The sequence below is a fragment of the Pseudomonas sp. LBUM1662 genome (genome assembly GCF_059695915.1).
In genome coordinates this window covers 5,983,045-6,008,827 of record NZ_CP166793.1, presented here as the reverse complement: position 1 = coordinate 6,008,827, position 25,783 = coordinate 5,983,045, and the positions used below count along the sequence as shown (strand labels likewise).

Below are 25,783 nucleotides of genomic sequence, written 5' to 3'. Positions count from 1 at the left end.
CTTTTTTTGTGGGCGCTGTTAACGGGATGCCGTCGTGACGTTGGCCCGCGCCGTATGCAGCTTTTTGTAGCTCTCGATCAGGCGCAGGTGCCTGTCGAGCCCCTCCAGTTTCATGCTGGTCGGCGTCAAGCCATGGAAACGCACGCTGCCGTCCACTGAGCCGATCGCTGCATCCGTACGCTCGTTGCCGAACATCCGGCGGAAATTGGCTTCGTAGTCTTCCAGTTCCAGGTCTTCGTCCAGCTTCATCTCCAGCACCACATTGACGGCCTGGTAGAACAAGCCGCGCTCAACCGTGTTGTCGTTGTACTGGAGGAACATTTCCACCGCCTCTTTCGCTTCTTCATATTGCTGCAAGGCGAGATAAATCAGCAGTTTCAACTCCAGGATCGTCAGCTGACCCCAGGCCGTGTTGTCGTCAAATTCGATGCCGATCAAGGAGGTGATGTCGGTGTAGTCGTCCAGCTCGCTTTCCACCAGGCGCTCAACCAGCCCTTGCAGCTCCTCTTCGTCCAGGCGATGCAGGTTCAGGATGTCGGCGCGGAAGAACAGCGCTTTGTTGGTGTTATCCCAGATCAGATCGTCCGCAGGATAGATTTCCGAATAGTCCGGCACCAAGATGCGGCAGGCGGTTGCACCAATGTGCTCATACACCGCCATATACGCTTCTTTGCCCATGCTCTCGAGAATGCCGAACAGCGTTGCGGCTTCGTCGGTGTTCGAGTTTTCACCGTGGCCGGAGAAGTCCCACTCGACGAATTCGTAATCGGACTGGGAGCTGAAGAAGCGCCACGACACCACGCCGCTGGAGTCGATGAAGTGCTCGACGAAGTTATTCGGCTCGGTCACCGCATGGCCTTCAAACGTCGGTTGTGGCAAGTCGTTGAGACCTTCGAAGCTGCGGCCCTGAAGCAGTTCGGTCAGGCTGCGTTCCAGCGCCACTTCCAGGCTCGGGTGCGCGCCGAACGAGGCGAACACACCGCCGGTACGCGGGTTCATCAACGTGACGCACATCACCGGGAATTCACCGCCCAGGGACGCATCCTTCACCAGCACGGGGAAACCCTGTTCTTCCAGCGCCTGAATACCGGCCAGTATCCCGGGGTACTTCGCCAGCACATCGGCCGGCACGTCCGGCAGTGCAAATTCACCTTCGATGATTTCGCGTTTGACCGCGCGCTCGAAGATCTCCGACAGGCATTGCACCTGGGCTTCGGCCAGCGTGTTACCGGCACTCATGCCGTTGCTCAGGAACAGGTTTTCGATCAGGTTGGACGGGAAATAAACCACCTCGCCGTCGGACTGGCGCACGAAGGGCAGCGAGCAGATGCCGCGTTCTTCATTGCCCGAGTTGGTGTCGATCAGATGGGAACCGCGCAACTCGCCGTCGCGGTTGTAAATCTTCAGGCAGTACGCGTCGAGAATTTCCGTCGGCAGTTCATCTTTACGGCCAGGCTTGAACCAGCGTTCGTCCGGGTAATGCACAAACGCCGCATTGGCGATGTCTTCGCCCCAGAACTGATCGTTGTAGAAGAAGTTGCAGTTGAGTCGCTCGATAAACTCGCCCAACGCCGACGCCAGAGCGCTTTCCTTGGTCGCACCCTTGCCGTTGGTAAAGCACATCGGCGAGTGCGCATCGCGGATATGCAGCGACCAGACGTTGGGCACGATATTGCGCCACGAGGCGATTTCAATCTTCATGCCCAGGTCCGCCAGAATGGCCGACATATTGGCGATGGTTTGCTCGAGCGGAAGATCCTTGCCCGCGATGTAAGTGCTCGCCTCTGAACTGGAAGCAGGCATCAGCAATGCCTGGGCATCGGCGTCGAGGTTGTCCACTTCTTCGATTACAAACTCAGGCCCGGCCTGCACCACTTTTTTCACGGTGCAACGGTCAATGGAACGCAGGATGCCCTGGCGGTCCTTGTCCGAGATGTCCGCCGGCAACTCGACCTGGATCTTGAAAATCTGGTTGTAGCGGTTTTCGGGGTCAACAATGTTGTTCTGCGACAGCCGAATGTTATCCGTCGGGATATTGCGCGTGCTGCAATACAGCTTCACAAAGTACGCAGCGCACAACGCCGACGAGGCCAGGAAGTAGTCGAACGGACCCGGTGCCGAGCCATCGCCCTTGTAGCGGATAGGTTGATCGGCCACCACCGTGAAGTCATCGAACTTGGCTTCAAGTCGAAGGTTGTCGAGAAAGTTGACCTTGATTTCCATGGGGGATTACCAGAATAGCGGCTAGACGAATGGCCGCCATTATCCGGCATTTCAGCCGTAAGTCTTGCGAGCGTCTTGCGATATGTCCCCAACGGGCCTTTTTTAGTGGTCAGTCGAGTATCAGATGCGGCAAGAACCGGCTCGAGTCCTTGGTAATCAAACTGTTGTCTTCCCGCACGCCAATGCCGGCGGCCTGATCGCCAATCACCCAGGAACCGATCAACGTATAGCTGTCACCAAACTGCGGCAGCGGCGCGAACTCCTGAAGGATAAACGGCGCGTCGGTGTAGGGCCCATCCTCTTTTACGATCAGACCGTCTGCGGTTTGCAACTCGATATTGGCACCTTCCCGCGAGAAGAACGGCTTGCGCACCCAGCCTTTCGGCACGGCTTTGCCCGGATCGGTATCGAGGTGGGCCGCGAGCAGGTTCGGGTGACCTTTATTGAATTCCCACAACAGCGGCAGGATGCCTTTGTTGGAGATGATGGATTTCCACGCCGGCTCGAAAAACTGCGTATCACTCTGGGCAATCGCTGCACCAAAGGGCTCGTGGAAGATGAACTCCCAGGCGTGCAGCTTGAACAGGTGAGGAATCCAGCGATCCTCGAGGTCGACGAAACGTCCGTCGCTGGTCAGGCCGATGTCTTCGATGTCGATGTGGCGTGATTCGATGCCGACCTTTTCCGCCACCAGCCGCAGGTAGTCGGTGGTGCCCTTGTCTTCGACCGAGTCTTTCATCGAGGCGAAGTAGAAGGGCTGCTTGAGCTGCAATTGAGCGAAGGCCTGATGCAGTTTGGTGTCGATGCTGTTGAACTGGTCGGCATGCTTGGGCAGCACACCGCGTTCGATGCATTGCTCCAGCCAGCCCCACTGAAACGCCGCGGCCTCATACAGGCTGGTCGGCGTGTCGTAATTGAGTTCGAGCAACTTGGCGGGACCGGTGCCGTTGTAGGAGAAGTCCATGCGCCCGTACAGGTGTGGATGACCTTCAAGCCATGAGGTGCGAACCATATCGAAGAATGGCACAGGAATGCTCAGGCGCTCCAGCAACTCCTCGCTTTGCACCACGCGGGCGACCAGATCCATGCACATCTCATGGATCTCGGTGGTCGGGTCTTCGAGGTCGTTCTCGATCTGCTTGAGCGAGAACTGGTAATACGCGCTCTCGTCCCAGTAAGGTTCGTTGTCGATGGTGTGGAACAGGAAACCGAGATTCTCGGCCGTCTGTTTCCAGTCAGGACGTTCTGCGCATTGGATCTTCTTCATGGCCCGGTTTCCTTAACTGCTCGATCCGCCGCCGCCCCAGCCGCTGCGTGCGCTGGCCTTGCTGCCGAAGCCGCCACGGGAGGTGGACGAGGCGACGGAAACCGGCTTGCTGGTAGAAGAACGGACCGAGTCGGCGTAGTTGCTGCTGCCGTACCGCGCCTGATTGGACTTGGTAAAGGTCGAGCCCTTGGCAATCCGCTGGCTGAGCGTCGAGTTCGAGTAGCTGCCGCGATCATCGCGATAGCGGTACACCGGCTCCGAGTAATAGCTGTTGCGGTTGCTGCTCAGCATGTTGCCGATCAGCAGGCCGGTCAGCAGGCTGCTGGTGGAGAAGCCCGAGCCACCCGTGTTCGCCGTTTCCGAGGCGGGTAATTGCGCCTTGGCCGCGTCCACCTGGGATTGCGTCACCTGGCCATCGGCGGTCAGTTCGAAACCGCCGAGCTTGGGGATGAACTTGCCGGCGGAATCCTGCTGGCACCAGTCGGCGACAAAGTCGGCATCGCAATCGGCCTGGCTGTCGTACACCGGCGCAATGCGGCGATGTTCGGCCATGGCGGTCATGTAGGCGTCCGAGCAGACGTCAACCGGAAGCTTTTCATCGGCACACTGTTGAACGGACTGGAAGTTGTACTTCTTCTGCACCGCGTAGGTTTTTTCCGTCGGCCCGCAGCCGGATATCGCCATGGCGACCGACGCTGCCAGCGAAAGCTGAACGTACTTGCTTCGTTTCATCGGGAGCTCCGGGCGCAATCAGTTCTGGGAAGGAGTCATGCACGCGGCGTTCAGCATGCCGACGCTGATGGCCACGGCTGCGACGTAGATGCCGGCCGCGATTTCACCTTTCTTGATGCGCTCCGAAGTGCCTTTGAGCACCAGGCTGGTCACCATGAATGCCAGCAGTTGAACGAGGGCTGCGATGACTGCCCAGACAACGAAGTCGAGGATGCTGATCGAGTACGCAATCACGTTGCTCGCTGGAATGGCGAAACCGATGATGGCGCCGCCCAGGGCGATGGCGGCGGCCACGTTGCCCGAACGGATCAGTTCGAATTCCTTGTGCGGGGTGATGCGGGTGTAGATGAACTGGAACAGCGCGAACAGCACGGCGGCGCCGAGGATGTACGAAACAAACCCGAACACGGCGGCTTTGTTCAGGGAGATGGAGAGTGCTTCTAGCATGGACTTCTTCCTTTTTAGAACGTATTCAGGTCGGTTGTGTACAGCGAGATGCCCAGCGACGTACTCAAGCTGATGGTGCCTTCGGCGTCTTCTTCGACGGAAAACAGCAGGAATTCCCGGCGATCGGTCAGGCCGGTTTCGCGGGCGTAGAGCATGGAACGGTGCTCGATGCCGTAGGACTCGTCCGGATTTTTCAGCTGTTCACTCAACGCCACCAATTCTGTCTGGGCATTCTCGGTGCCCCATTCGCGGGTGTATTCGACGCCGTTATGGGTGTAGGTCGGCAGCCCGATCAGGCTTTGCGGACCGGCCAATCGGCGCAGTTCGGCTTCACTGCTGATGGTGATGTAGCTGAGATAGTTGAACAGGATCACCGACTCAACCTGCCCGGCAATTTCGCCGGTGGTGTGCACCTGCAGCCAGTAGTCTTCGTCGTTCATGTAATAGCGCGACAGCCAGGTCGATTGCCCGAGATCGATGGTGCCGTTGCTCCAGATCTGCTGGGAACCCGGGATGGTCACCGTGGTGTTGCCGTCGAGCAACAATCTCAGGGAGGTGTCGAACATCACGCCCTTGCCCAATCCGAGACCCAATGGGCCGGTGGCTGGTGGCGGGGTTTCGTTGGCGGTCCATTTCGACTCTGGCGTCGCGTTCGGGGCCTCAAGCCCCATCAACTGTTTAAACCAACCCATTGGAGATTTCCTTGAGGCGAGTGGAGGCGATGTAGAAGAGTTCGCCGCCCTCAACGCGTGTGGCGCTGGGCGGGTTGATCGACGGTTGTGTGGCACCTTTGGCGCGATAGCCGATGAGCGTGGCGTTGTGGTGTTCTTTCATTCGGGAGTACAGATCGCCGAAGGTGGCTTCGAACGCCTCGGGCAGTTTCATCAGGTATTGGGTGGCGCCTTGGCCGACGCACAGCAGTTCGTTGATGACCACTGACGAGCCCGGATCCTGAGAAGCGCGCACCAGCATCTCGATGGCCATGCTGGAGGTGCATTCCAGGCTGGGCGCGTAGGCGCTGGCGAGTGCGGCGATTTCACTGTCATTGAAATGGGCGACCACATGCCCGACAGGCTTCAGTTGATTGACCGCCAGCACGGTGGCCAGGGTCAGGTCGTCTGAATGGGTTCGCACCAGAACCCGTTCGGCACCGGGAACGCCAGCGCGCAACAACAACGCCACAGAAGAGAGGCTTTCACCTTTGATGAAGCTGGCTTTGCCCGGCATCGGGTTTTCTTCAAGGGTGCAATCGCAGATGACGATCAGGTTGTCGTTCGAGGTTTCGTCCTGAAGCAGCAATTCAATGACCCGTTCGCTGGACGCGCCTTCCCAGCCGATGAGAACCGTGTGGCCGACCTGACCGGTGAAATCGCCTTTGCCCTTCATGCCTTTTCTCCATGCATCGATGACGCTGCTGGTGGTTTTGCCGATGGCTGCCGTCAGCAGCGCAATGCCCCCGAGCATGACCCAGGTGGCCACGAAAATCCGTCCCGCCGCTGTCTGCGGCGCGAGATCGCCATAGCCGACGGTGAGTGTGGTGGTCAGATAGAAGTAAGTAAACGTCGCGGGGGCGGTGAGGTGTTGTTCGCCCAGAAGCACCAGGCCCACGTAAGCCGTGAACAAGTGGACGCCCAAGGCAACGACCAGACCGGCCCAGCCAAAGCGGTGGAAGAGGGACGAGGCGTACATGCGCAATAAAAGGAAAATCGACATTTCGTCCCTGACTCCGTGGGTACTCATTGCAGCGATCTGATCGCCGCTGCTTCTTGCGTTTATCCGGCGGCATTAAACCTGCTGCGCGGCGCAGAGAAAAGTACCTTGGCTGCAATAAATCCGGCGAACGCACCAAACAGATGACCTTCGAAGGAAACCCCCTGACGCGGAAGGAATCCGAAAATCATGCCGCCATAGAGAAGGGCCACGACACAGGCCGTGATCAGATTGCCCCAGCTCCTCTGGAACCACGCGCGTGCCAATAGGTAGGCCCACAACCCGAATACCCAGCCGCTGGCGCCGATGTGTACACCTGCAAAACCGAACAGCCAGACCAGCGCGCCGCCCAGCAGAATAATGATCGCGCTGACCGCAATGAACCGGTTGAGTCCTTCGATGATGACCAGGGTGCCCAGTATCAAAAAGGCAATCAGGTTCGCGCTCAGGTGCGCAAAGGACGCGTGCAGAAAAGGCGAGGTGATGATGCCGAACAGACCGTGCACGGTTCTCGGGACCAGGCCGAAGGCCATGAGGCTGTAGCCGGTCGCGACGTTGACCAGTTGCAACGCGACCATGAAGAGGGCCAGGCCTGCGATTGTCTTGAAACCCTTCAGGGCATCCATCCTTGTCCTCGACGTAAAAAAGAAGGGCAATGAATCAGCGCCGATCCATGTGGGAGCGGGCTTGCTCGCGAAGAGGGAGTGTCAGTCGACATAAATGTTGCCTGACACGCCGCCTTCGCGAGCAAGCCCGCTCCCACAGGTTATGCGTCCGGCAAAGTTACTCAGCCGATTTTTGCTTCAGGCGTTCCAGAATCGCATTGGCGCTGCCTTCGTTCGGCGTGATGCCGGCGTCGCGCAGTTTGCGTTCCAGGTCGGTACCGGTCGACGCATCGGCCAGTTGGTCCTGAGCTTCCAGTTCAGCCGCGCGTTGCTGCTGCTTGGCCTGCAGACGGTTCAGCGTACCGACGGCGGTTTCCAGCTTGCCGTTGGCGCCGCCACTGGCGATAGACGCGCTGACCTGGGCTTTCTGTACGCTTTCGCGCGCCTTGGCCATGTCCACTTGCTGGCGCAGGCTTTTGATGCGGTTTTCAGCCTTGGTTATGTCTTTGCGCATGTTGTCCGCGTAACCGCCGAACTCGGTGGCCTGCTTCTGCTCGACGTCCAGCTCATTGGTCAGGGTCGAAATGGCTTCGGCCACTTCCAGTGCCAGGTCTTCACGGTTGGCCTGAATCGCGGCCAGGGCCTTGGATTCCAGGTCCTTGATCTTGGCGTTGTACTCGCTGACGCGATCAGCCGACAGTTTGTGCTTGGCCATGATGGTGACCAGTTCACGCTTGGCGTTGGCCAGGGCGCTGTCCGCATCGCGGATTTCCTGGTCGAGGATGCGCAGGGCCTGTTGGTCGACGATCGATTCGCCGACTTCGTTGGCACCGCCACGCAGCGCGGTGAACAATTTGCTCCAGATGGACTGAGTCATTGGATATTTCCTGTTACCGAATAATTAATTGAAGAAACGTTCGAAGGCTTCGCTGGCGCGCTGGACGTTGTCGACGAGGGTTTTTACCTCGGTCACGATGTTCGTCAGGCTGGAGTCGGAGCTCAGGGCGCCAAACATGTTGTAGACAATCTGCCCGTTCGGCATGGACTCGATGCCGATCGAGGACAGCGGGAACATCTCCCGGCTGCGCAGCACGGCGTCGTTGAAGGCCGGTACGTCGTTGATGGACTCGACGTCGACCAGAACGGTATCGACGATGATCTGTTCACCCACCACTGCGATGTAAATCGGCAAGCCACCGAAATCGTTCATTTCCAGCTTGATGCTGGATTCGGAACCTTGAACGAGAGAAAGCGTAATGTCGTTCGAAACCACTTCGTCCAGGGCCTGAAGGGCGCTGAAGAGGCGATCGATGTTCCAGTTTGTACCTGCGCTCATGTAATTCTCCGACATGAATGAGCCAGCCAGAATCGGTTGGCGAAGCTGTTTCTCCATCTGCTTGAGCAGGCTTCGGTTTTCGGGAAGCACCCAAGTCTCGTGTTTCACATAACCGGCGGCACCCAGGCCCGCGCGCATCTGCTTCATGTAAAAGCTCGATGGTTTTTTCGCGGACGGTTTCGCGCGCTCTCCCTTGCGGCTTGCTGGATCGGTCTCGGGCCCGGTTGGGGGGCTCGATGGAGAGCTGCTTTTCATGGGGCTGACCTCGATGTGAAAAACTCACGCGTGGGAAACACTACAGGCAATTTTTGCCACTCTCAATAGCTCACGCGTGAGATTTTTTGCATTACTTTTTTCGGACAGCAAAAAGGGCCTGCAGCGTTCAAACGCGGCGGGCCCTTTTTGGAAGTTGATCAATAAGTTAGAAAGTTAGCGGCTGGCCGCCAGGAATTCGTCGGTGGAAATCACGCTCGCATAGGCGAAACCCAGGGCCGACATGAACGCGGCGTGGACGTGGGCGGCGGGCACCGTGACGCCGTTGAACTCCAGGTCGCGTGAGGCACAGGCGTCGTGGATCACGGTGACGGTGTAGCCGAAATCAGCCGCGGCGCGAGTGATGCCATCGACGCACATGTGGCTCATGCTGCCGACAACCACCAGTTCCTTGATGCCTTGCTCGTCGAGGATCGACTTCAGTTCGGTTTCACGGAACGAGTTGACGAAGTGCTTGAGCACCACCGGCTCGTCGGCGCGGTTGAGGACTTTGGGGTGCAGCTTCGCGCCTTCGGAGCCCGGGGTGAAGAACGGAGCTTCTTCGGAGGTGAATTCGTGACGGATGTGCACCACCGAATCACCGGCATCGCGAAAGGCCTTGAGCAAACGGACGGCGTTGTCGGCTGCAGCATCGGCGCCGACCAGCGGCCACTTGCCTTGGGGGAAGTAGTCGTTTTGGATATCGACTACGATGAGTGCTTGCTTGGCCATGGCTGTTTCCTCGAAATGTGTGTGTTGGATGTGGAACGAAGTATTGGCCCTGGCAGGCCGACCGGGGATTGGCCGCACCGACAATAGAAGGGGGAAAACTGACAATGGATGCACAAAGGGCAATCGCCGAACTCGGCGTGCTGATTTATCCCGGCGCGCAGATGGCGGCGGTGCACGGGTTGACCGACCTGTTCGGCGTGGCCAACCGGATCGCCGCCGAGCATCAGGCCGCGCAGTTGCCGGTGCTGCGGGTCAGTCATTGGCAGGTCAAGGGTGATCAGGCACCCGAGCGGGTCTACGACAGCCATCCCGGCCCCGACCGCGCTTTGTTGGCGGTGTTGATTCCGCCGTCTATTGCCGGATTTTCCGAAGGCCAGGCACCCCAGGCGTTGATCCACTGGATGCGTCAGCAACATGCCCAGGGCGCGACCCTCGGTGGCGTCTGCGTGGGCTCGATTCTGCTGGCGGAAAGCGGCTTGCTCGACGGCCGCAGCGCCACCACCCACTGGACCTCGGCCAAGACCTTCGCCGAGCGTTATCCGGCCATCAAGCTCAAGGCCGACACGCCCATTGTCGACGACGGCGATCTGATCACCACCGCCGGGCTGATGGCCTGGTCCGAGCTGGGGCTGCGCCTGGTAGACCGTCTGCTCGGCCCGAGCATCGCCACCGGCACCGCGCGTTTCCTGGTGGTGGAGCACAGCGACAGCGCGAGTGAATGCGGCAGCAATTTTTCACCGATTCTCAGCCATGGCGACGCGTCGATTCTCAAGGTTCAGCACTGGCTGCAAAGCACCGGCGCCACCGATGTATCGTTGACCGCGATGGCCGAGCGGGCGGGGCTGGAAGAACGCACGTTCCTGCGCCGCTTCCGCGCGGCCACCGGGTTGAAACCCACCGAATACTGCCAGCACCTGCGAGTCGGCAAGGCGCGGGAAATGCTCGAATTCACCAACGGCACCATCGATCACATCGCATGGACCGTGGGGTATCAAGACCCGGGGGCGTTCCGGGCGACTTTCAAGAAAATCACCGGGCTGGCGCCAAGTGATTACCGGTCGCGGTTTGGCGTGATGCCGGGTGCCGCCGCGACGCGCTAGTCGCATCAACATGGACTCCCTGTGGGAGCGGGCTTGCTCGCGAAAGCGGAGTGTCAGTCGACATTGATGCAGGCTGACACTCCGCTTTCGCGAGCAAGCCCGCTCCCACATTGGATTTGTGTCAGTCGTGCAAAATGCAGGAGTTTGAACCTTCGTCGTGCAGAATAAAGCAGGCCTGGTGATATCACTGTTTTCGCAGCCGGCTGATTTGAAACCCGTTTCACTCAAACCGCCCTTGGCTTGATCTCTGCACCCCTTCAACTACATTCATCAAACGCCGATTGAAGGGGGACGCATGACCCCAACAAGCCGAAAAAAACTGGTAATCGCCCACTCGGTCCGCCCCGAGGCGCCCCAGCACGAAGTCGAAACCAATCGCGCGCTGGCGCGTTGGCTGGCTCAAATCCTCGGGCTCAAGTTCGGTGGCAGTTACGACCCCGAACTTCACAACGGCCGGGACCTTTATCTCTTGCCGACCCAGACCCTGGTCGGCGCCGCTGCCGCCCGGGCATTGGGCGTCACGGGGCCGGAGGATATGTGGGGCGGCTACGTCGACCACGATTTCATCTGCACCAAAGCCATCAGCCACGGGTTGCGCAACAAAAATGCGCAGGCCCCGGAAGGCTGGTCTCCGTTGTTTTCCGAACGCGTACGCAGCGTGGTGCTCGATGGCCTCAGCGTGTTCTCGTTCGACGATGCGCGACCGGCGGCGGAGCATTTGCTCTATGCAGGTCCCATCCGTATCAAGCCGATTCATGCCTGCGCCGGACGTGGCCAGGAAGTGATCAAAAGCCTCGACCAGTTCGATGAGGTGCTGGCGCGCCCCGATGCCAAGGCACTGTTCAGCGAAGGCGTGGTGCTCGAGCAGGATCTCGACCAAGTGATCACCCACAGCGTCGGCCAGAGCTTTATCGGCGGCAGGGTGCTGAGTTATTGCGGCGATCAATACTTGACCGAAGACGGTCGGGGCGAGCAGGTTTATGGAGGTTCCAATCTGTTGGTGGTGCAGGGGGATTACGAAGACTTGCTGAAACTGGACCTGCCCGACGATGTGCGCCTGGCAATCCAGCAAGCGCAAGTGTTCGACAGTGCAGCAGACGAGGCCTACCCCGGTTTCTACGCCTCGCGCCGCAACTATGACATCGCCCAAGGCCTGGACAGTAACGGCAAACAGCGCAGCGGTGTGCTCGAACAGTCCTGGCGCATGGGCGGCGCCAGCAGTGCCGAAGTGGCCGCGTTGCAGAGCTTCGTCAACGACCCGGGGATGCGCGCGATTCGCGTGTCGTCGGTGGAAACCTACATCGACCAACCGCTGCCGGCGGACGCCATCGAGGTGTATCGCGGGCCGGCGGAAAACAGTGACTTTCTTCTCAAGTACGTAACGGTCAAATCCTATGACGGCTAGAAGCGAAACCATTCAGATCGACATCGACGATGAACAGATGAGCGGGACATTTCTGAGCCCCAAATCGAAAGTCCCCGGCGTGTTGTTTGTGCACGGTTGGGGCGGCAGCCAGGAGCGGGACCTGGAACGGGCCAAAGGCATCGCCGGCCTGGGGTGCGTGTGCCTGACGTTCGATTTGCGCGGACACACCGGCGGCACCGGCATTCCACTCACTCGCGTCACGCGCGAAGACAACCTGCGTGACTTGCTTGCGGCGTACGACCGCTTGCTCGCCCATCCTGCGCTCGACACTTCCGCCATTGCGGTGGTCGGCACCAGCTATGGCGGTTATCTGGCCTCGATCCTGACGTCGTTGCGCCCGGTGCGCTGGCTGGCGCTGCGAGTGCCTGCGCTGTATCGCGACGATGAATGGCATACGCCCAAGCGTGAATTGGACAAGGCGGATTTGCGCGATTACCGCAACACGCTGGTGCGCGCCGACAGCAATCGCGCCTTGCATGCCTGCTCGCAATTCACTGGGGATGTGCTGCTCGTGGAGTCAGAGACCGACGACTTCGTGCCGCACGCAACGATCATGAGCTACCGCGCCGCGTGCCAGCAGACGCATTCGCTGACGCACCGGATTATCGACGGTGCCGATCACGCGTTGAGCGAGCCGGTTTCACAGCAGGCGTATACGTCGATCCTGGTGGACTGGATTACCGAGATGGTGGTGGGTGAGCGGTTGAGCATTATTCAATCGAAATGAGATCGGCGTTGAATTCTTCGCGGGCAAGCCTCGCTCCTACGGATTTATGGGTGTCGCAATATTGTGGTCGACGCCCAACCTGTAGGAGCGAGGCTTGCCCGCGATGGCGTCCTCGAAATCAACCTGTCTCTTTGGGCTTTTTAGCAATTCGCAGCGACTTCGCCTTGGCCTCCACCACCAGATACATCACCAACGTAATCAACAACGGCAAGATGAAATAGATCGCCCGATACGCCAGCAAACCCGCCACCAGGCTCCCCCGCGACGCCTCATGCTGCAGCAACGCCACAAACACCGCCTCCAACACCCCAAGCCCGGCAGGAATGTGGGTAATCACCCCGGCAATCGCACTGATCAGCAACACGCCCAGCACCAACGGATAATCCAGCTTGCTCGGCAGCAACGTGAAGATCACCGCCGCCATTAGCGACCAGTTCAGCGCCCCGAGGGCCAGTTGCAGCACCGCCATGCGCAGCGAGGGCAGGTTGATTTCCACGCCGCGTATCGCCCATTCCCGACGCTTGGAGAACCGGCACGCCGCCAGATACCCCGCGCTCACCAGCAGCAACAACACGCCTACAGCTTGCAAGGCGCCGCTGCTGAGTTTCCAGCCCGGGGGCATTCTGACCAGTCCGCTGCTGAACACCGCGCCCGCAATCACCATGTAGCCGAACCAATTGGTCGCCAGGCTCAACCCGAGGATTTTCGCGATGTTGCTTTTGCTCACCCCGAGTCGCGAATACAGGCGATAACGCATGGCGATGCCGCCGACCCACGCGCTCAGGTTGAGGTTGAAGGCGTAGCTGATGATCCCCACCGGCAGGATCTGTTTCCAGGTCAGGTCCTGGCGGATGTAGGTGCGGCCGATCAGGTCGAAGCAGGCGTAGACCAGAAAACTCACCAGCGTCAGGCAGGACGCAATGATCAGCGTGCGCACCTTGAAATCGGCCAGGGTGTCGAAAACTTCGTTCCATTCGATGCGCTGGGCGAGCATCGTGAACAACACGATCAGCGCCAGGAAAAACAGCATCGTCAGCGGTTTTTTCCAGCGGCTCCAGCGGTTTTTTTTGACCGGGGCTGGCGCCGGGCTGTCAGCGTTGGTTGCCGAGTGCGCTTCAACGTTATTCATGGTTAGCGCTCTCGGCTGAATGGGTGAAGGGTTTCAGGCGCGGCTTGTGCGCCGGTAACCAACCAGCCCACGCCGGGAAATGGCGCAGGAAGTGAAACACCAGAAAGCCGACGGTCATGTGCCAGATCCGTCCGCGCGGGGACTTTTCCACTGACATGGCTTTGCAGTGGTTATTGCTCAGCACCTCAAGCCGGTCGAACAGGTCCTGATTGAAGGCGCGGTCGCGGATCAACACGTTGGCTTCCAGGTTCATGGACAGGCTCAACGGGTCGAGATTGCTCGAGCCGACGGTGCTCCAGTCCTCATCCACCAGCGCGACTTTGCCGTGCAGCGGGCGTTCGCAATATTCGTAGATCTGCACGCCGGACTTGAGCAGATAGTCGTAAGTCATGCGCGCGGCCAGTTTGGCCACCATCATGTCCGGTTGCCCCTGCAGAATCAGGCGCACGTCGACGCCACGACGCGCGGCGTTGCGGATCTCGCGCAGCAAGCGGTAACCCGGGAAAAAGTAGGCATTGGCGATCACGACGCGGCGCTGGGCACTGCGCAGCACTTGCCGGTAAACCTCTTCGATATCCGTCCGATGATCGCCGTTGTCGCGGTACACCAACCGAACCTGGCCGTCGTGGTCGCTGAACGCCAGTTCCGAACGCCGCTGCCGGCGGCGTTGCCACCAGTATTTGGCGCGCCCCGGACGGCCGCTTTGCAGCAGCGCGAAGTGATGGATGTCGGCCACCGCCGGGCCTTGCACTTCAACCGAGTAATCCTGCTTGGCCTCGGGGCCGAAGTCGGCCAGGTGGTCGGCGGAAAAGTTAATCCCTCCGATGAACGCAATCGTGCCGTCCACCACCACGATCTTGCGGTGTAGACGGCGGAACCAGTTGGTGCGGATGCCCAGGCGCTTGGGCGCCGGATCGAATATTTGCAGGCGCACGCCGGCCTGACTCAACGCCGCGAGATAGCCGTTGCTCAACTCGCCACAGCCAAACCCGTCGAGGCTGGCGGTGACCCGCACGCCGCGTTGGGCGGCTTCGATCAGCACCTCCGCCAGCTCATTGCCGACCTTGTCCTCGAACACAATGAAGGTTTCCAGGAGGATTTCGGTCTTGGCCTGGCGCATCGCCTCGAACACTCGCGGAAAATAGGCTTCGCCGTTTTCCAGCATTTCCACGAGGTTGTTGCCTTGCCAGCCGTATTCAACATCGACGACGCCGGGTTCACGCACCGGTGGCGTGGTTGGGATGTGTTCAACGGTGGCTTTTTCCATCGGTGCGCTGCTCATAGTTCGATCTCCACCGACAGCGGTGCGTGATCGGAAAGGTGTGACCAGGGGCGCGCCGCCAGCACTTGAGGACGGCTGGCCTTGAGGTTGCGCACATAGATTCGGTCCAGGCGTAACGCCGGCAACCGCGCCGGAAAACTGCGCGCCGGTTTGCCGTGGTGTTCGGCGAACACCTCGCGCAGACCACAGGGCTTGAGCAACGCATCGGCACGCAGGCGCCAATCGTTGAAGTCGCCGGCGACGATCACCGGGGCATCGTCGGGAAGGTCTTCGAGGCGCCGCGCCAGTAACTTGAGTTGTTCGGTACGGTGGCTTTCACGCAGTCCCAGATGCACGCAAATGGCGTGCACTTCCCGGCCATCGCCCGGCAGGCGCAGCACGCAATGCAGGATGCCGCGATTCTCATGGCCGCTGATCGAAACGTCGACGTTGTCATGGCGAATGATCTGGAATTTCGACAGCAGCGCATTGCCGTGATCGCCCTCCGGGTACACCGCGTTGCGGCCATAGGCAAACTGCGGCCACAGGGTGTCGGCGAGGAATTCGTACTGCGGCATCGTCGGCCAGTTGCTGTAGCGCTGGGGATGATGTTCGTGGGTGCCGTGCACTTCCTGCAAAAACACCACATCGGCGGAGACACTGCGCACCGCTTCGCGCAATTCCGGCAGGATGAAGCGCCGGTTGAGCGCGGTGAAACCCTTGTGAGTGTTGACCGTCAGCACGGTGAAGCGGCGCACGGCGGTGATGATCGGTTGCTGTTCGTCGGTGGTGCCGACCGGTTCGGAAATGCTCATGGCAGTACCCCTTCGGCAACAGGTTCGCCGGGGGCGGTGGCGAGGTTTTTGTCGAGGTGGAAGTGCTCAAGCAAGCGCCGGGCATCGAAAGGTGCGCGGACCTTGATGTCGTTGTCGAAGTAGCAAAAAACCTCGCGGGACTTGCGCGCTTTTGGCTTCTGCCGAGGTGCGATCAGCTGCGGATCTGCCGGTTGTTGGCCGTGGTTCCAGGCGTCGATGCGCTCGCCCCAGCGTTCCAGCGCCTCAGGGGTGTAGCCGCTGGCGTAGAGTTCTTCGGCGCCGTGCAAGCGCAGGTAAACGAAATCACTGGTGACGTCTTCGCGGTACGGCCATTTTCCGGCGGTGTCGGCGATGACCAGGGCAACGTTGTAGCGTTTGAGCAGGCGCACAAACGCCGGATCAACAAAGGTCTCGTTTCTGATTTCAACGGCATGGCGCAGCGGCTTTTTCTTGTACGCCTTCAGGCTGGCGGGGCCGTGCAGGTGCGAATCGTGCTGGCGGGCGAGGGCGGCCGCCTGTTGGGTGTCGTGGGGCAATTGCTCAAGGAAGCTTTCGAACAGCTCGACGTCGAATTTGAAATTGGGCGGGAACTGCCAGAGGATCGGCCCGAGTTTCTCTTTGAGCTCGAGGATCCCTGAGGCAAAGAAATTCGCCAGCGGCTTATGAATGTCCCGCAGGCGTTTGATATGGGTGATGAACCGCGGGGCTTTGACGCTGAACACGAAGTCCGCCGGGGTTTCGGCATACCACTGGGCGTAACGTTCAGGCCGTTGCAGGGCGTAAAACGATCCATTGATTTCGATGCTGTTGACCGCCCGAGACGCAAACTGCAATTCGCGCTTCTGGGTCAGCCCCTTCGGGTAGAAACCACCCCGCCAAGGTGTATAGCGCCAGCCTGAAATACCAATGTGAATCGCCGCCATGTCGCCTCCCGTCTGATGGTCCTCGGTTGCCCCGGTCTTTTGATGACCGTGGGGTAACCGAGAAAGTTTCGATGGGGCTACGGACGGTGCACAGCTTGAATAGACGCACGGACCTGCATCTCGGCATAGACCGGATCAAGTCGATCGATCCGGTGTGTTTGATTGATGGAGCGCAGTGTCGGGGTTTGGGTTGTGCGGAAAAATAGAGGGGTGGGCATTTGATATTTGCGTTCAGATCAAATATCAATCAATCAACACAAAACCCCTGTGGGAGCGGGCTTGCTCGCGAATTGGCCAGCAGCTTCACCTTCCTTGTTGACTGACACTCCGCTTTCGCGAGCAAGCCCGCTCCCACAGGGACCTGTGTTGTTGGTTATATGCGGGCAAAACCGAACTTGCCCGCCATTTCCCGATCAGTTCCTTACAGACCTTTCCCAAGGAGCTTCCCGTTTTGCTCAAGTTCAAGACCGCGATACTGCTGGGGGCGTTGCTGTTTCTGGGCAGCAACGAGCTGGAAGCCGCCGCGCTGCCGGGTGTTCCCGCCGCTGCCGAAGAACCCGCTGCGCCGGAACCGCTGGTCCAGGGCGGACTGCTCGGGGCCATCAGCTCCAGCATCGACGACGTTCAGGACAAGCTCGACCTCAACGAAGACCTGGTCGACGCCTGGCGCCTGCGGGCCGATCGGGCGGCGAACGAAGTGGACAAACTGGTCAATCGACCCTCGAGCCGTTCAGGCTGGAGCGTGATCGGCGATTTTCTGATGTTGTCCGGGATCTGGCTCGGCAGCTTTGCCTTGCTCACCGTGCTTGGCGGGATCCTCGCCAAACGCTTGAACCAGGGCCGCTGGCTGCGCACCCGCCAGCGCAGTCAGGACCTGCTCAATTATGTGTTGCCTTACACGCTACCGGCCCTGATCTGTCTGCCGCTGACCCTCTACGTCAGCCATTTCCTGCCGGCCTCGGTGGGCCGCGCGCTGGCGCTGTGTTTCGCCTACGCCACCAGCAGCGGTATTTTCTCGACCTCGATGCTGCTCTGCGTGATCGTCATGTTCAACACCGGCCACAAGCGCACGGCGGTGCAGATCATCCGTGATTACTGCCCTCGGCCGCTGTTCCTGATCGGCTTCCTCGCCGCGCTCAGCGATGCGTTGACCAGCCCGCAAATCGCCCGGCAACTGGGCGGCAACATCACCAGCAGCGCTGCCGTGCTCACCGGTTTTTTCGTCTCGATCATCTTCGGATTACTGGTGATTCGCCTAAGACGTCCGGTGGCGCATCTGATCCGTAACCGGCCGCTGGCCCAGCGTCTCAAACAGCCGTCGCTGCAAGAATCTTTGCGGATCTTTTCCGGGCTCTGGTACTGGCCGATCCTGCTGATGGTGATGGTATCGGCGATCAACCTGCTCGGTGTCGGCGATGACAATCAGAAGGCCCTGCGCTGTGCGTTGTTCACCACCATCCTGCTGATCGCCACGGTGTTTCTCAGCACGATTTTCCAGCACATGTTCAAGTCGCGGCAGGTCGCCGCGATCCAGCACAGCAGCGCGTACAAAGAGCGTTTTCTCAGCCTGCTGCACGCGTTGCTGCGGATCGTCATGGCCGTGGCCTTCATCGAAATCCTCGGGCGGATCTGGGGCGTGTCGCTGTTCGAATTTGCCGAGCAAAACTCGGTAGGGCGGGCGATCAGTGAGTCGTTGAGCAGCATGGGGCTGATCTTTCTGGTGACCTGGTTGCTGTGGGTGGTGCTCGATACGGCAATCCAGGAAGCGCTGAAACCGCCGGTCAACAAACGCACGGCGCAGCCGAGTACGCGGGTCAAAACCATCCTGCCGCTGTTGCGCAACGCGATCAAAATCATCCTGGTGGTGATCTGCGCAATCACCACCATGGCCAATCTCGGAATCAACGTTGCGCCGTTGCTGGCCGGTGCCGGGGTGGTCGGCCTGGCCATCGGTTTCGGTTCGCAGCAACTGGTGCAGGACGTGATCACCGGGTTGTTCATCATCATCGAAGACACGCTGTCGATCGGCGACTGGGTGGTGCTCGACTCCGGCCACGCCGGCACGGTCGAGGGCCTGACCATCCGCACCTTGCGCCTGCGTGACGGCAAGGGTTTTGTGCACTCGGTGCCGTTCGGTCAGATCAAGGCAGTGACCAACCAATCGCGGCAGTTTGCTTATGCGTTTTTCTCGGTGCAGTTCACCTACGACACTGATGTCGACAAGGCCATCGAGTTGATTCGCGAGGCGGGGGATTCGATCCGTGAGGACGCGTTTCTCAAGTACAACCTGCAAGGGCCGCTGGACGTGTTTGGCGTCGACAAAATGGACCTCAACGGCGTGGTGCTGACGGCGCAGTTCCGCACGGTGTCGGGTGGGCAATATGCGGTGAGCCGGGCGTTTAACCAGCGCTTGAAGAAGCTTGTGGATAACAGCCCGTGGGTGCATTTCGCGCAGACTTATCCACAGCAGGTTTTGATGCCGAAACATGCGATGACAGATGATGGGCCGGTGGCCGAAAATTCGCCGGTGATGTTGCCGGATCAGCCGCGCACTCAATAACACCGTGAACCCTGTAGGAGCGAGGCTTGCCCGCGAAGGGCGCACCGCGGTGTATCAGTAGAACCGTGTCTTCGTTCTTCGCGGGCAAGCCTCGCTCCTACAGGGGATTGTGGCGGGTCAGTTTGCTATGTAGCTCAGCCGCCGATTGCTGATCCATCTCCACCCAGTAAACCTGCTTGCCGGCAATCTCGGCCGCCACCGGCAACCCATCCCGATACACCAATCGATTACTCGCCAACGCCGGCACCTTCGCGCCAGGCAATAACGTCCCGGCAAGGTTTAGCGGATCAACCCCGCACACCGCGATCAAACTTCCGTCATGCGGCCGGCGCCGAACTTCGCGCAGCAACGGAATTGCCTCGGGCAACGCAAATTGCTCCCCGGCCAACCCACTGACAAACCGCCCACCACGAATCTCCCCCCGCGCCTCCAGCCGATGGAACGTGCGCAGCAATTCGCGCCAGCTCGGCAACCAATCCGCTTCCCGTTCCAGCAAACGCCAGAACACCACGCCGTAGCGCCGAAGCAAGGTCATGGCGATATGTTCCAGGGTGTCGCTCGGCGTCGGCGCCGGGCGTTTGTTATCCACAACTGGCGCGGCGGGACCGCGTCGCAGCAAAGCCCAGCGCCCGGCATCGTCCATCCCGCCGACAAACGCCCCGCGCCCGCGTCGGCTGCTGCGATTCTGCCGTTTGCTGGCCGGGGTGATCAGCGCTCGCAGGCCAGCGAAACTGTCGGCGTTCACCAGCCCGGCGCCGACCAGTTCCTGCAAGGCAATTTCCAGCTCGGCGCGCAGCAGATGCGCCTCGTGAATCAACTCATCAAAAAACAGCGCGCCGTGCTGGCTCAGGGCTTCGTAAACTTTTTGAGTTTTGGGCGAGAGTTCGCTGACCGGCGTCTGCTCGGTCAGGCTGCTCCACAACCCGACCTGGCTGCGCGGCAGCAACAGAATCGGCGTACTGCGCAACGCCGTGCTGGCGCTCTTGTTGCGCGCGGTGAGGCGCGTCCAGACCAGTTTTCCGCTACGGCACAGATCGTCCAGCCAACTCGCGGAATAGCCTTTGATCCGCATCGGCAGAATGTCGCTGTCCCAGGCTGACGCAGCGGCGGGGTAGCCTTCGAACTGCGCAACGATGGCGGGCAGCACCGCGTTGCCCTGGCCTTGAGTTGCGGTCGACAGATGCTGCCAGTCAAACAGAAAGCGCATGAAATCCTGCAACGCCACCGGCTCGATTTCCCGCCGCAGTCGCTTGACCGTGTAGCGGTGAATCCGCGCCAGCAGATGCCGTTCACACCATTCATCCTCACTGGCGCCCGGGGTGAATTGGCCGCGCAGCACATAACCTTCGCGCTCCAGTTGCGCTAGCGCTTGGGTGACTTCAATCACAGGCAATCCCAAGGGGGCGGCAATCGCTTCAAGCGGCAGTGGACCAAAGGCGCTGAGCCGTGCGCGAATCACTTCCAGCACCGCTTCTTCCGGCTCCCAGGCTTCATCGAACCCCGGCAGCGCTTCCAGCGATGGCAGCAACGTCGCCTGTGGATAAATCGTCCGCAGGCAGGTCAGACGCTCCAACGCCAGCCACAGCGATTGCCCGGCATTGAGTTGCAAACGGCTGGCGCGCCCGCTGTCGGCAAGTGCGTTCAGCCAATCCAGCCAATGCGCATTGGTCTGCGCCTCGGCATCGGAGATGCACGCCAGGCTCATCAAGGCCTCGTGCATTTCATCGACGCTGGTGGGGGCGGGCCAGGCTTCGTCGCGCACCGCTTGAATCGCTTCGGCGTCCAGCGCGCCGAGGTCGTCGGTGGACTGCGGATCGGTCCAGCGTCGGTTGAGTACCGCTTGGGTGCGGCGCTCTTCCAGCGGCGCATCGTCGAGAAAGGTGTAAGGCCGGGCGCTGAGAATTTCTGCTGCCAAGGGCGAGGGCGCCGGCAAATCGCGGCTGATCAGCTGGACATCGCCGCGTTCCATGCGCCGCAACAACGCCAGCCAGCCTTCGCTGTCCATGGCCTCGTGCAGGCAATCGTCGAGGGTTTGTTCCACCAGCGGATGCTCGGGCACTTCGCGTTCGCCGGCGAGGTTTTCCACGCAGGCAATCTGATCGGGAAACACGCTGGCGATCAGGTCTTCGCTTTTCATGCGCTGGATCTGCGGCGCGACTTTGCGCCCGCCCGTGTAGCGCGGCAACGCCAGGGCAACCCCGGCGTTCCAGCGCCAGCGCACGCCGAACAGCGGCGCATCGAGTATGGCCTGGATCAGCAGGTGTTCGGCGGTGTTGCTGTGCACATAGCGCCAGACGTCGTCGAGCTCGAAGCTGTGGCTGGTGGACAGCGACAACACGATCGCGTCTTCGCTGGCGGCGGCCTGCAATTCGAAGTTGAAGGTGCGGCAGAAACGCTTGCGCAAGGCCAGGCCCCAGGCGCGGTTGATGCGGCTGCCGAACGGCGTGTGGATGATCAGTTGTGTGCCGCCGGATTCGTCGAAAAACCGCTCCATCAGCAGCGTGTCCTGCGACGGCAGCGCGCCCAATGTCAGGCGCGCCCGGGCCAGGTAATCCACCAGTTGCTCGGCGCTGGCGAGGTTCAAGCTGAGGGTGTCGGTCAGCCAGTCGATGGCCGGCTGCAAGTCGCCCGGTGTGGCGCCCAGCAGGTCGTCGAGCTGCGCTTGCAGGCGCGCCACGGCGAATGACAGTTCGGCGCTGCGACCGGGCGCTTCGCCGAGCCAAAATGGAATGGTCGGCGGCTGGCCTTGGGCGTCTTCGACCCGGACCTTGCCGGTGTCGACGCGCAGGATTCGATACGAGGTATTGCCTAGCTGGAAGATGTCCCCGGCGATGCTCTCCACCGCAAAATCTTCGTTGACGCTGCCGATGTTCAGGCCTTGAGGTTCGAGCAGCACGCTGTAATCGGCGTTGTCCGGAATGGTCCCGCCGCTGGTCACAGCCGTCAGTTTGCTGCCTCGACGACCGCGCAATGTGCGGGTCACGGCGTCGCGGTGCAGGTAAGCGCTGCGGATGCCCTGACGACCGTTGTAGCCCTCGGCGAGCATGTGCAGCAGCGCTTGGTAATGTTTTTCGTCGAGTTCGGCGTAAGGCGAGGCTTTGCGGAACATCTCCAGTAGCGCCTGCTCCTGCCATTCCTGGCAACTGACTTCAGCGATGATCTGCTGCGCCAACACGTCCAACGGCGCCTTGGGAATCTGCAAGGTGTCGAGTTCTCCGCGACGCACGCAGTCGAGCAGGGCGGCGCATTCGATCAGGTCATCGCGGGTGGTGGCGAACAAACGGCCCTTGGGCGTGCCGCCGACCTGGTGCCCGGAGCGGCCGACCCGTTGCAGAAACCCGGCAATCGAGCGTGGCGAGGCGATCTGGCACACCAGGTCGACGTCGCCAATATCGATCCCCAGCTCCAGCGACGCCGTGGCGATCAGTACTTGCAGGTCGCCGCGCTTGAGCCGTTGCTCCGCGTCGAGACGAAATTCCTTGGCCAGGCTGCCGTGGTGCGCGGCGACGGCCTCTTTGCCGAGGCGTTCGCTCAAATGCCGGCTCAGGCGCTCGGCCAGGCGCCGGGTGTTGACGAAAATCAGCGTGGTGCGGTGTTCGCGGGCGAGGGCGGCGAGCCTGTCGTAGACCAATTCCCATACATCGTTGGCCATCACCGCGGACAGCGGCACTGGCGGTACTTCGATGTCCAGATCCCGCGGGCGAGCGTGGCCGATGTCGATGATTTCGCACTCGCGATCACGACCCACAAGGAAGCGCGAGACCGCTTCGATGGGTTTTTGCGTGGCGGACAGGCCGATGCGCATCAGCGGGGTCGCACACAGCGCCTGCAATCGTTCGAGGCTCAAGGCCAAATGGCTGCCGCGTTTGCTGGCGGCGATGGCGTGGATTTCGTCGACGATCACCGTGCGCGTGGTGCCGAGCATCTGCCGGCCGGAGTCGGAACCGAGCAGCACGTAAAGGGATTCCGGGGTGGTCACGAGAATGTGCGGCGCAGTTTTGCGCATCGCCGAGCGCTCTTTTTGCGGCGTATCGCCGGTGCGCACGGCGGTGTTGATCTGCAATGGGGGCAGGCCCATGACGCGCAATTGCTCGGTGATGCCGGCCAGCGGGTTTTGCAGGTTGATCTGGATGTCGTTGGACAGGGCTTTGAGCGGCGAGACGTAGACCACCAGGGTTTCGTCGGGCAGCCCGCCCTCGTTTTCCAGTCCGCGATGGACCAGGTCGTCGATGACCGCGAGAAATGCCGTGAGGGTTTTGCCGGAGCCGGTGGGCGCGGCGATCAGGGTCGAGCGGTGCTGGCGGATCAACGGCCACGCCCGGGCCTGGGCGGCGGTGACCGTCGGGAAGGTGTTGCTGAACCAGGCGCTGACGGCGGGGTGGAAGCCTGCCAGGGCCGCGTCCGTGGGGATGGGCAGATTCATGGGTAATTTATGCGGGTGGGGTGGGGAAGATGCAAGTACCGCTGGGGATTTGTGCCGATGCTGAGGGCCTCTTCGCGGGCAAGCCTCGCTCCTACAGGGGATCGCATGCTCTTGTAGGAGCGAGGCTTGCCCGCGATGGGGCCGGCACAGGCACCACAAATCCTCGGGATCTACACTTTACGGATGACGGTTGCGCACTAAACCCGCAAAATGCAACGATTCCGGCAACTATCAACGACATCGCCCGTGGGCGCTGTCGATAAAGCCATCGTTCCAATCAGACTGGGCCTGCTGACTCTATGCGAATGCGCCTTATGTTACTGGGCGGCGGAAATGCCCTTGGGCAGGCGCTGATTCGCCTCGGTGCGGAGGAAGACATCGGCTTCCTCGCCCCCCGCCCGCCGCAAGACGGCTGGGATGCCGCGAGCCTGACGCAACTGCTCGACGACACCCGCCCGGACGCGCTGATCAATCTCGCCTACTACTTCGACTGGTTTCAGGCGGAGACGGTCAGCGAGCAGCGTCTGGCCGGGCAGGAGCGGGCGATCGAGCGTCTGGCCGAACTGTGCCAGCATCACAACATCGTGCTGCTGCAACCGTCGAGCTATCGCGTGTTCGACGGCTCCCGGGCCACCGCCTACAGCGAAAAAGACGAACCGGTGCCGCTGGGCCTGCGCGGTCAGGCCTTGTGGCGGATCGAACAAAGTGTGCGCGCCACCTGCCCGCAACACGTGCTGCTGCGCTTCGGCTGGCTGCTCGATGACAGCCCCGACGGCACCCTCGGGCGTTTCCTCGGTCGCGCCGAGCAACCCGAAGAATTGCTGATGGCCGACGACCGCCGGGGCAACCCGACACCGGTCGACGATGCGGCGCGGGTGATCATTTCGGTGCTCAAGCAACTCGATTGTGCGGCGCCGCTGTGGGGCACCTATCATTACGCCGGGCATGAGGCGACCACGCCGCTGGCGCTGGGTCAGGCGATCCTGACCGAAGCACGCAGCCTGCATCCGCTGGCCATCGAAGCGCCGACCGCCCAGGCTCACGCCGCGCGACCGGACGCCGCCGAAGAGCCGCAACACGCGGTGCTGGCCTGCAAGAAAATTCTGCACACGTTCGGGATCAAGCCGCGCGCCTGGCGCGCGGCACTCCCGGGCTTACTGGATAGGTTCTATCGCCATGGCTGACGGCCCTGTTTTAATCACCGGCGGCGCCGGTTTCATCGGCTCGCACCTGACCGATGCCTTGCTCGCCAAGGGCCATTCGGTGCGCATTCTCGATGACCTGTCCACCGGCAAACGCAGCAACCTGCCGCTGGACAACCCCAAGGTCGAACTGATTGTGGGCGACGTCGCCGATGCTGCGCTGGTTGCCCAGGCCATGGTCGGCTGCAGCGCCGTGGCGCATCTGGCCGCGGTGGCCTCGGTGCAGGCCTCGGTGGACGATCCGGTGAAGACTCACCGGAGCAATTTCATCGGCTCGTTGAATGTCTGCGAAGCCATGCGCCAGGCCGGCGTCAAGCGTGTGCTGTACGCCTCCAGCGCGGCGGTCTACGGCAACAATGGCGAAGGCGAGTCGATCGATGAAGACACGCCCAAGGCGCCATTGACGCCGTATGCGTCGGACAAGTTGGCCAGCGAGTATTACTTCGATTTCTACCGTCGCCAGCATGATCTGGAACCGGTGATTTTCCGTTTCTTCAACATTTTCGGCCCGCGTCAGGACCCGTCCTCGCCGTATTCCGGCGTGATCAGTATCTTCAGCGAGCGCGCGCAGAACGGCCTGCCGATCACCGTGTTTGGCGATGGCGAGCAGACGCGTGATTTTGTGTACGTCGAGGATCTGGTGGACTTGCTGGTGCAAGCCATCGAGCAACCACAGGTCGAAGTGGGCGCGGTCAATGTCGGCTGGAACCAGGCAACTTCCCTCAAGCAGATGCTTGAAGCGCTGGCGGCGGTTGTCGGTCAGTTGCCACCGGTGAGTTATGGCCCGGCGCGTTCCGGTGATATCCGTCATTCGCGGGCGAACAATCGGCGGTTGCTGGAGCGGTTTACCTACCCTGAGCAGACGCCGATGAGTGTCGGGCTTGCTCGGTTGTTGGGACGCTGAGGTTTTTGC

The 25,783-nt window shown here is 60.8% G+C and carries 21 protein-coding genes; 6 read left to right on the top strand and 15 right to left on the bottom strand.

Annotated features, from left to right (window positions below; all coding sequences use genetic code 11):
* Nucleotides 1–18: 18 nt before the first annotated feature.
* The 10 genes from ACA049_RS27355 to ACA049_RS27310 all read right to left on the bottom strand — a co-directional run bounded on the left by ACA049_RS27355 (nucleotide 19) and on the right by ACA049_RS27310 (nucleotide 9,304).
* The gene (locus ACA049_RS27355) at nucleotides 19–2,223 is read right to left on the bottom strand and encodes an OsmC domain/YcaO domain-containing protein (protein WP_497331264.1); all 2,205 of its coding nucleotides are present in this window, start codon (nucleotides 2,221–2,223) and stop codon (nucleotides 19–21) included.
* 109 nt (nucleotides 2,224–2,332) lie between these two features.
* Nucleotides 2,333–3,490 carry a glutathionylspermidine synthase family protein gene (locus ACA049_RS27350; protein ID WP_497331262.1) on the bottom strand — a complete coding sequence of 386 codons (1,158 nt, stop codon included), beginning with the start codon at nucleotides 3,488–3,490 and terminating at the stop codon, nucleotides 2,333–2,335.
* Nucleotides 3,491–3,502: 12 nt separating this feature from the next.
* Nucleotides 3,503–4,222: a DUF1190 domain-containing protein gene (locus ACA049_RS27345; RefSeq protein WP_438662382.1), complete on the bottom strand. Its 720-nt coding sequence runs from the start codon at nucleotides 4,220–4,222 to the stop codon at nucleotides 3,503–3,505.
* A gap of 18 nt (nucleotides 4,223–4,240) precedes the next feature.
* Nucleotides 4,241–4,669 (bottom strand): DUF350 domain-containing protein, encoded by a 429-nt coding sequence (locus ACA049_RS27340; protein ID WP_219097501.1) that lies wholly within the window; start codon nucleotides 4,667–4,669, stop codon nucleotides 4,241–4,243.
* A gap of 14 nt (nucleotides 4,670–4,683) precedes the next feature.
* Nucleotides 4,684–5,361: a DUF2491 family protein gene (locus ACA049_RS27335; protein ID WP_497331259.1), complete on the bottom strand. Its 678-nt coding sequence runs from the start codon at nucleotides 5,359–5,361 to the stop codon at nucleotides 4,684–4,686.
* The gene (locus ACA049_RS27330) at nucleotides 5,348–6,382 is read right to left on the bottom strand and encodes an ion channel (protein WP_497331257.1); all 1,035 of its coding nucleotides are present in this window, start codon (nucleotides 6,380–6,382) and stop codon (nucleotides 5,348–5,350) included. The genes ACA049_RS27335 and ACA049_RS27330 overlap by 14 nt, the downstream gene beginning before the upstream one ends.
* Before the next feature lie 59 nt (nucleotides 6,383–6,441).
* Nucleotides 6,442–7,005 (bottom strand): rhomboid family intramembrane serine protease, encoded by a 564-nt coding sequence (locus ACA049_RS27325; RefSeq protein ID WP_497331255.1) that lies wholly within the window; start codon nucleotides 7,003–7,005, stop codon nucleotides 6,442–6,444.
* Nucleotides 7,006–7,162: 157 nt separating this feature from the next.
* The gene (locus tag ACA049_RS27320; protein ID WP_497331253.1) at nucleotides 7,163–7,861 is read right to left on the bottom strand and encodes a PspA/IM30 family protein; all 699 of its coding nucleotides are present in this window, start codon (nucleotides 7,859–7,861) and stop codon (nucleotides 7,163–7,165) included.
* A gap of 24 nt (nucleotides 7,862–7,885) precedes the next feature.
* Nucleotides 7,886–8,467 carry a YjfI family protein gene (locus tag ACA049_RS27315; protein WP_219097496.1) on the bottom strand — a complete coding sequence of 194 codons (582 nt, stop codon included), beginning with the start codon at nucleotides 8,465–8,467 and terminating at the stop codon, nucleotides 7,886–7,888.
* A 282-nt stretch (nucleotides 8,468–8,749) separates the two neighbouring features.
* Nucleotides 8,750–9,304, bottom strand: a complete 555-nt coding sequence (locus ACA049_RS27310; RefSeq protein ID WP_497331251.1) for a cysteine hydrolase family protein — start codon at nucleotides 9,302–9,304, stop codon at nucleotides 8,750–8,752.
* 104 nt (nucleotides 9,305–9,408) lie between these two features.
* Between ACA049_RS27310 and ACA049_RS27305 the strand changes: the two genes are divergently transcribed.
* From ACA049_RS27305 to ACA049_RS27295, 3 genes are all read left to right on the top strand, one after another.
* Nucleotides 9,409–10,404, top strand: a complete 996-nt coding sequence (locus ACA049_RS27305; RefSeq protein ID WP_497331249.1) for a GlxA family transcriptional regulator — start codon at nucleotides 9,409–9,411, stop codon at nucleotides 10,402–10,404.
* Between the two features lie 295 nt (nucleotides 10,405–10,699).
* Nucleotides 10,700–11,809: a DUF3182 family protein gene (locus ACA049_RS27300; protein ID WP_497331247.1), complete on the top strand. Its 1,110-nt coding sequence runs from the start codon at nucleotides 10,700–10,702 to the stop codon at nucleotides 11,807–11,809.
* Nucleotides 11,799–12,557, top strand: a complete 759-nt coding sequence (locus ACA049_RS27295) for an alpha/beta hydrolase family protein (RefSeq protein WP_109635233.1) — start codon at nucleotides 11,799–11,801, stop codon at nucleotides 12,555–12,557. Before ACA049_RS27300 ends, ACA049_RS27295 begins: the two co-directional genes overlap by 11 nt.
* A gap of 118 nt (nucleotides 12,558–12,675) precedes the next feature.
* Here the strand turns inward: ACA049_RS27295 and ACA049_RS27290 are convergent, their stop codons facing one another.
* Genes ACA049_RS27290 through ACA049_RS27275 form a run of 4 tightly spaced genes read right to left on the bottom strand, consistent with a single transcriptional unit; the run spans nucleotide 12,676 to nucleotide 16,685 of the window.
* Nucleotides 12,676–13,686, bottom strand: coding sequence for a lysylphosphatidylglycerol synthase domain-containing protein (locus ACA049_RS27290; RefSeq protein ID WP_497331245.1), 1,011 nt, complete (start codon nucleotides 13,684–13,686; stop codon nucleotides 12,676–12,678).
* Nucleotides 13,679–14,968: a cardiolipin synthase ClsB gene (clsB, locus tag ACA049_RS27285; protein WP_497331243.1), complete on the bottom strand. Its 1,290-nt coding sequence runs from the start codon at nucleotides 14,966–14,968 to the stop codon at nucleotides 13,679–13,681. Before clsB ends, ACA049_RS27290 begins: the two co-directional genes overlap by 8 nt.
* The gene (locus tag ACA049_RS27280; RefSeq protein ID WP_497331241.1) at nucleotides 14,965–15,762 is read right to left on the bottom strand and encodes an endonuclease/exonuclease/phosphatase family protein; all 798 of its coding nucleotides are present in this window, start codon (nucleotides 15,760–15,762) and stop codon (nucleotides 14,965–14,967) included. Before ACA049_RS27280 ends, clsB begins: the two co-directional genes overlap by 4 nt.
* Nucleotides 15,759–16,685: a DUF72 domain-containing protein gene (locus ACA049_RS27275; protein WP_497331239.1), complete on the bottom strand. Its 927-nt coding sequence runs from the start codon at nucleotides 16,683–16,685 to the stop codon at nucleotides 15,759–15,761. The genes ACA049_RS27280 and ACA049_RS27275 overlap by 4 nt, the downstream gene beginning before the upstream one ends.
* 451 nt (nucleotides 16,686–17,136) lie before the next feature.
* On the opposite strand from ACA049_RS27275, the gene ACA049_RS27270 reads away from it, so the two are divergent.
* Nucleotides 17,137–19,245: a mechanosensitive ion channel family protein gene (locus tag ACA049_RS27270; protein ID WP_497331237.1), complete on the top strand. Its 2,109-nt coding sequence runs from the start codon at nucleotides 17,137–17,139 to the stop codon at nucleotides 19,243–19,245.
* A gap of 97 nt (nucleotides 19,246–19,342) precedes the next feature.
* On the opposite strand, the gene ACA049_RS27265 is transcribed toward ACA049_RS27270, so the two are convergent.
* The gene (locus tag ACA049_RS27265; protein ID WP_497331235.1) at nucleotides 19,343–23,668 is read right to left on the bottom strand and encodes a DEAD/DEAH box helicase; all 4,326 of its coding nucleotides are present in this window, start codon (nucleotides 23,666–23,668) and stop codon (nucleotides 19,343–19,345) included.
* A gap of 299 nt (nucleotides 23,669–23,967) precedes the next feature.
* Between ACA049_RS27265 and ACA049_RS27260 the strand changes: the two genes are divergently transcribed.
* Together ACA049_RS27260 and pgnE are read left to right on the top strand one after the other, a co-directional pair.
* Nucleotides 23,968–24,852, top strand: a complete 885-nt coding sequence (locus ACA049_RS27260; protein ID WP_010467310.1) for a sugar nucleotide-binding protein — start codon at nucleotides 23,968–23,970, stop codon at nucleotides 24,850–24,852.
* On the top strand, nucleotides 24,845–25,774 hold the full coding sequence (gene pgnE / locus ACA049_RS27255) for a UDP-N-acetylglucosamine epimerase PgnE (RefSeq protein WP_497331233.1): 930 nt from the start codon (nucleotides 24,845–24,847) through the stop codon (nucleotides 25,772–25,774). Before ACA049_RS27260 ends, pgnE begins: the two co-directional genes overlap by 8 nt.
* Nucleotides 25,775–25,783 lie beyond the last annotated feature (9 nt).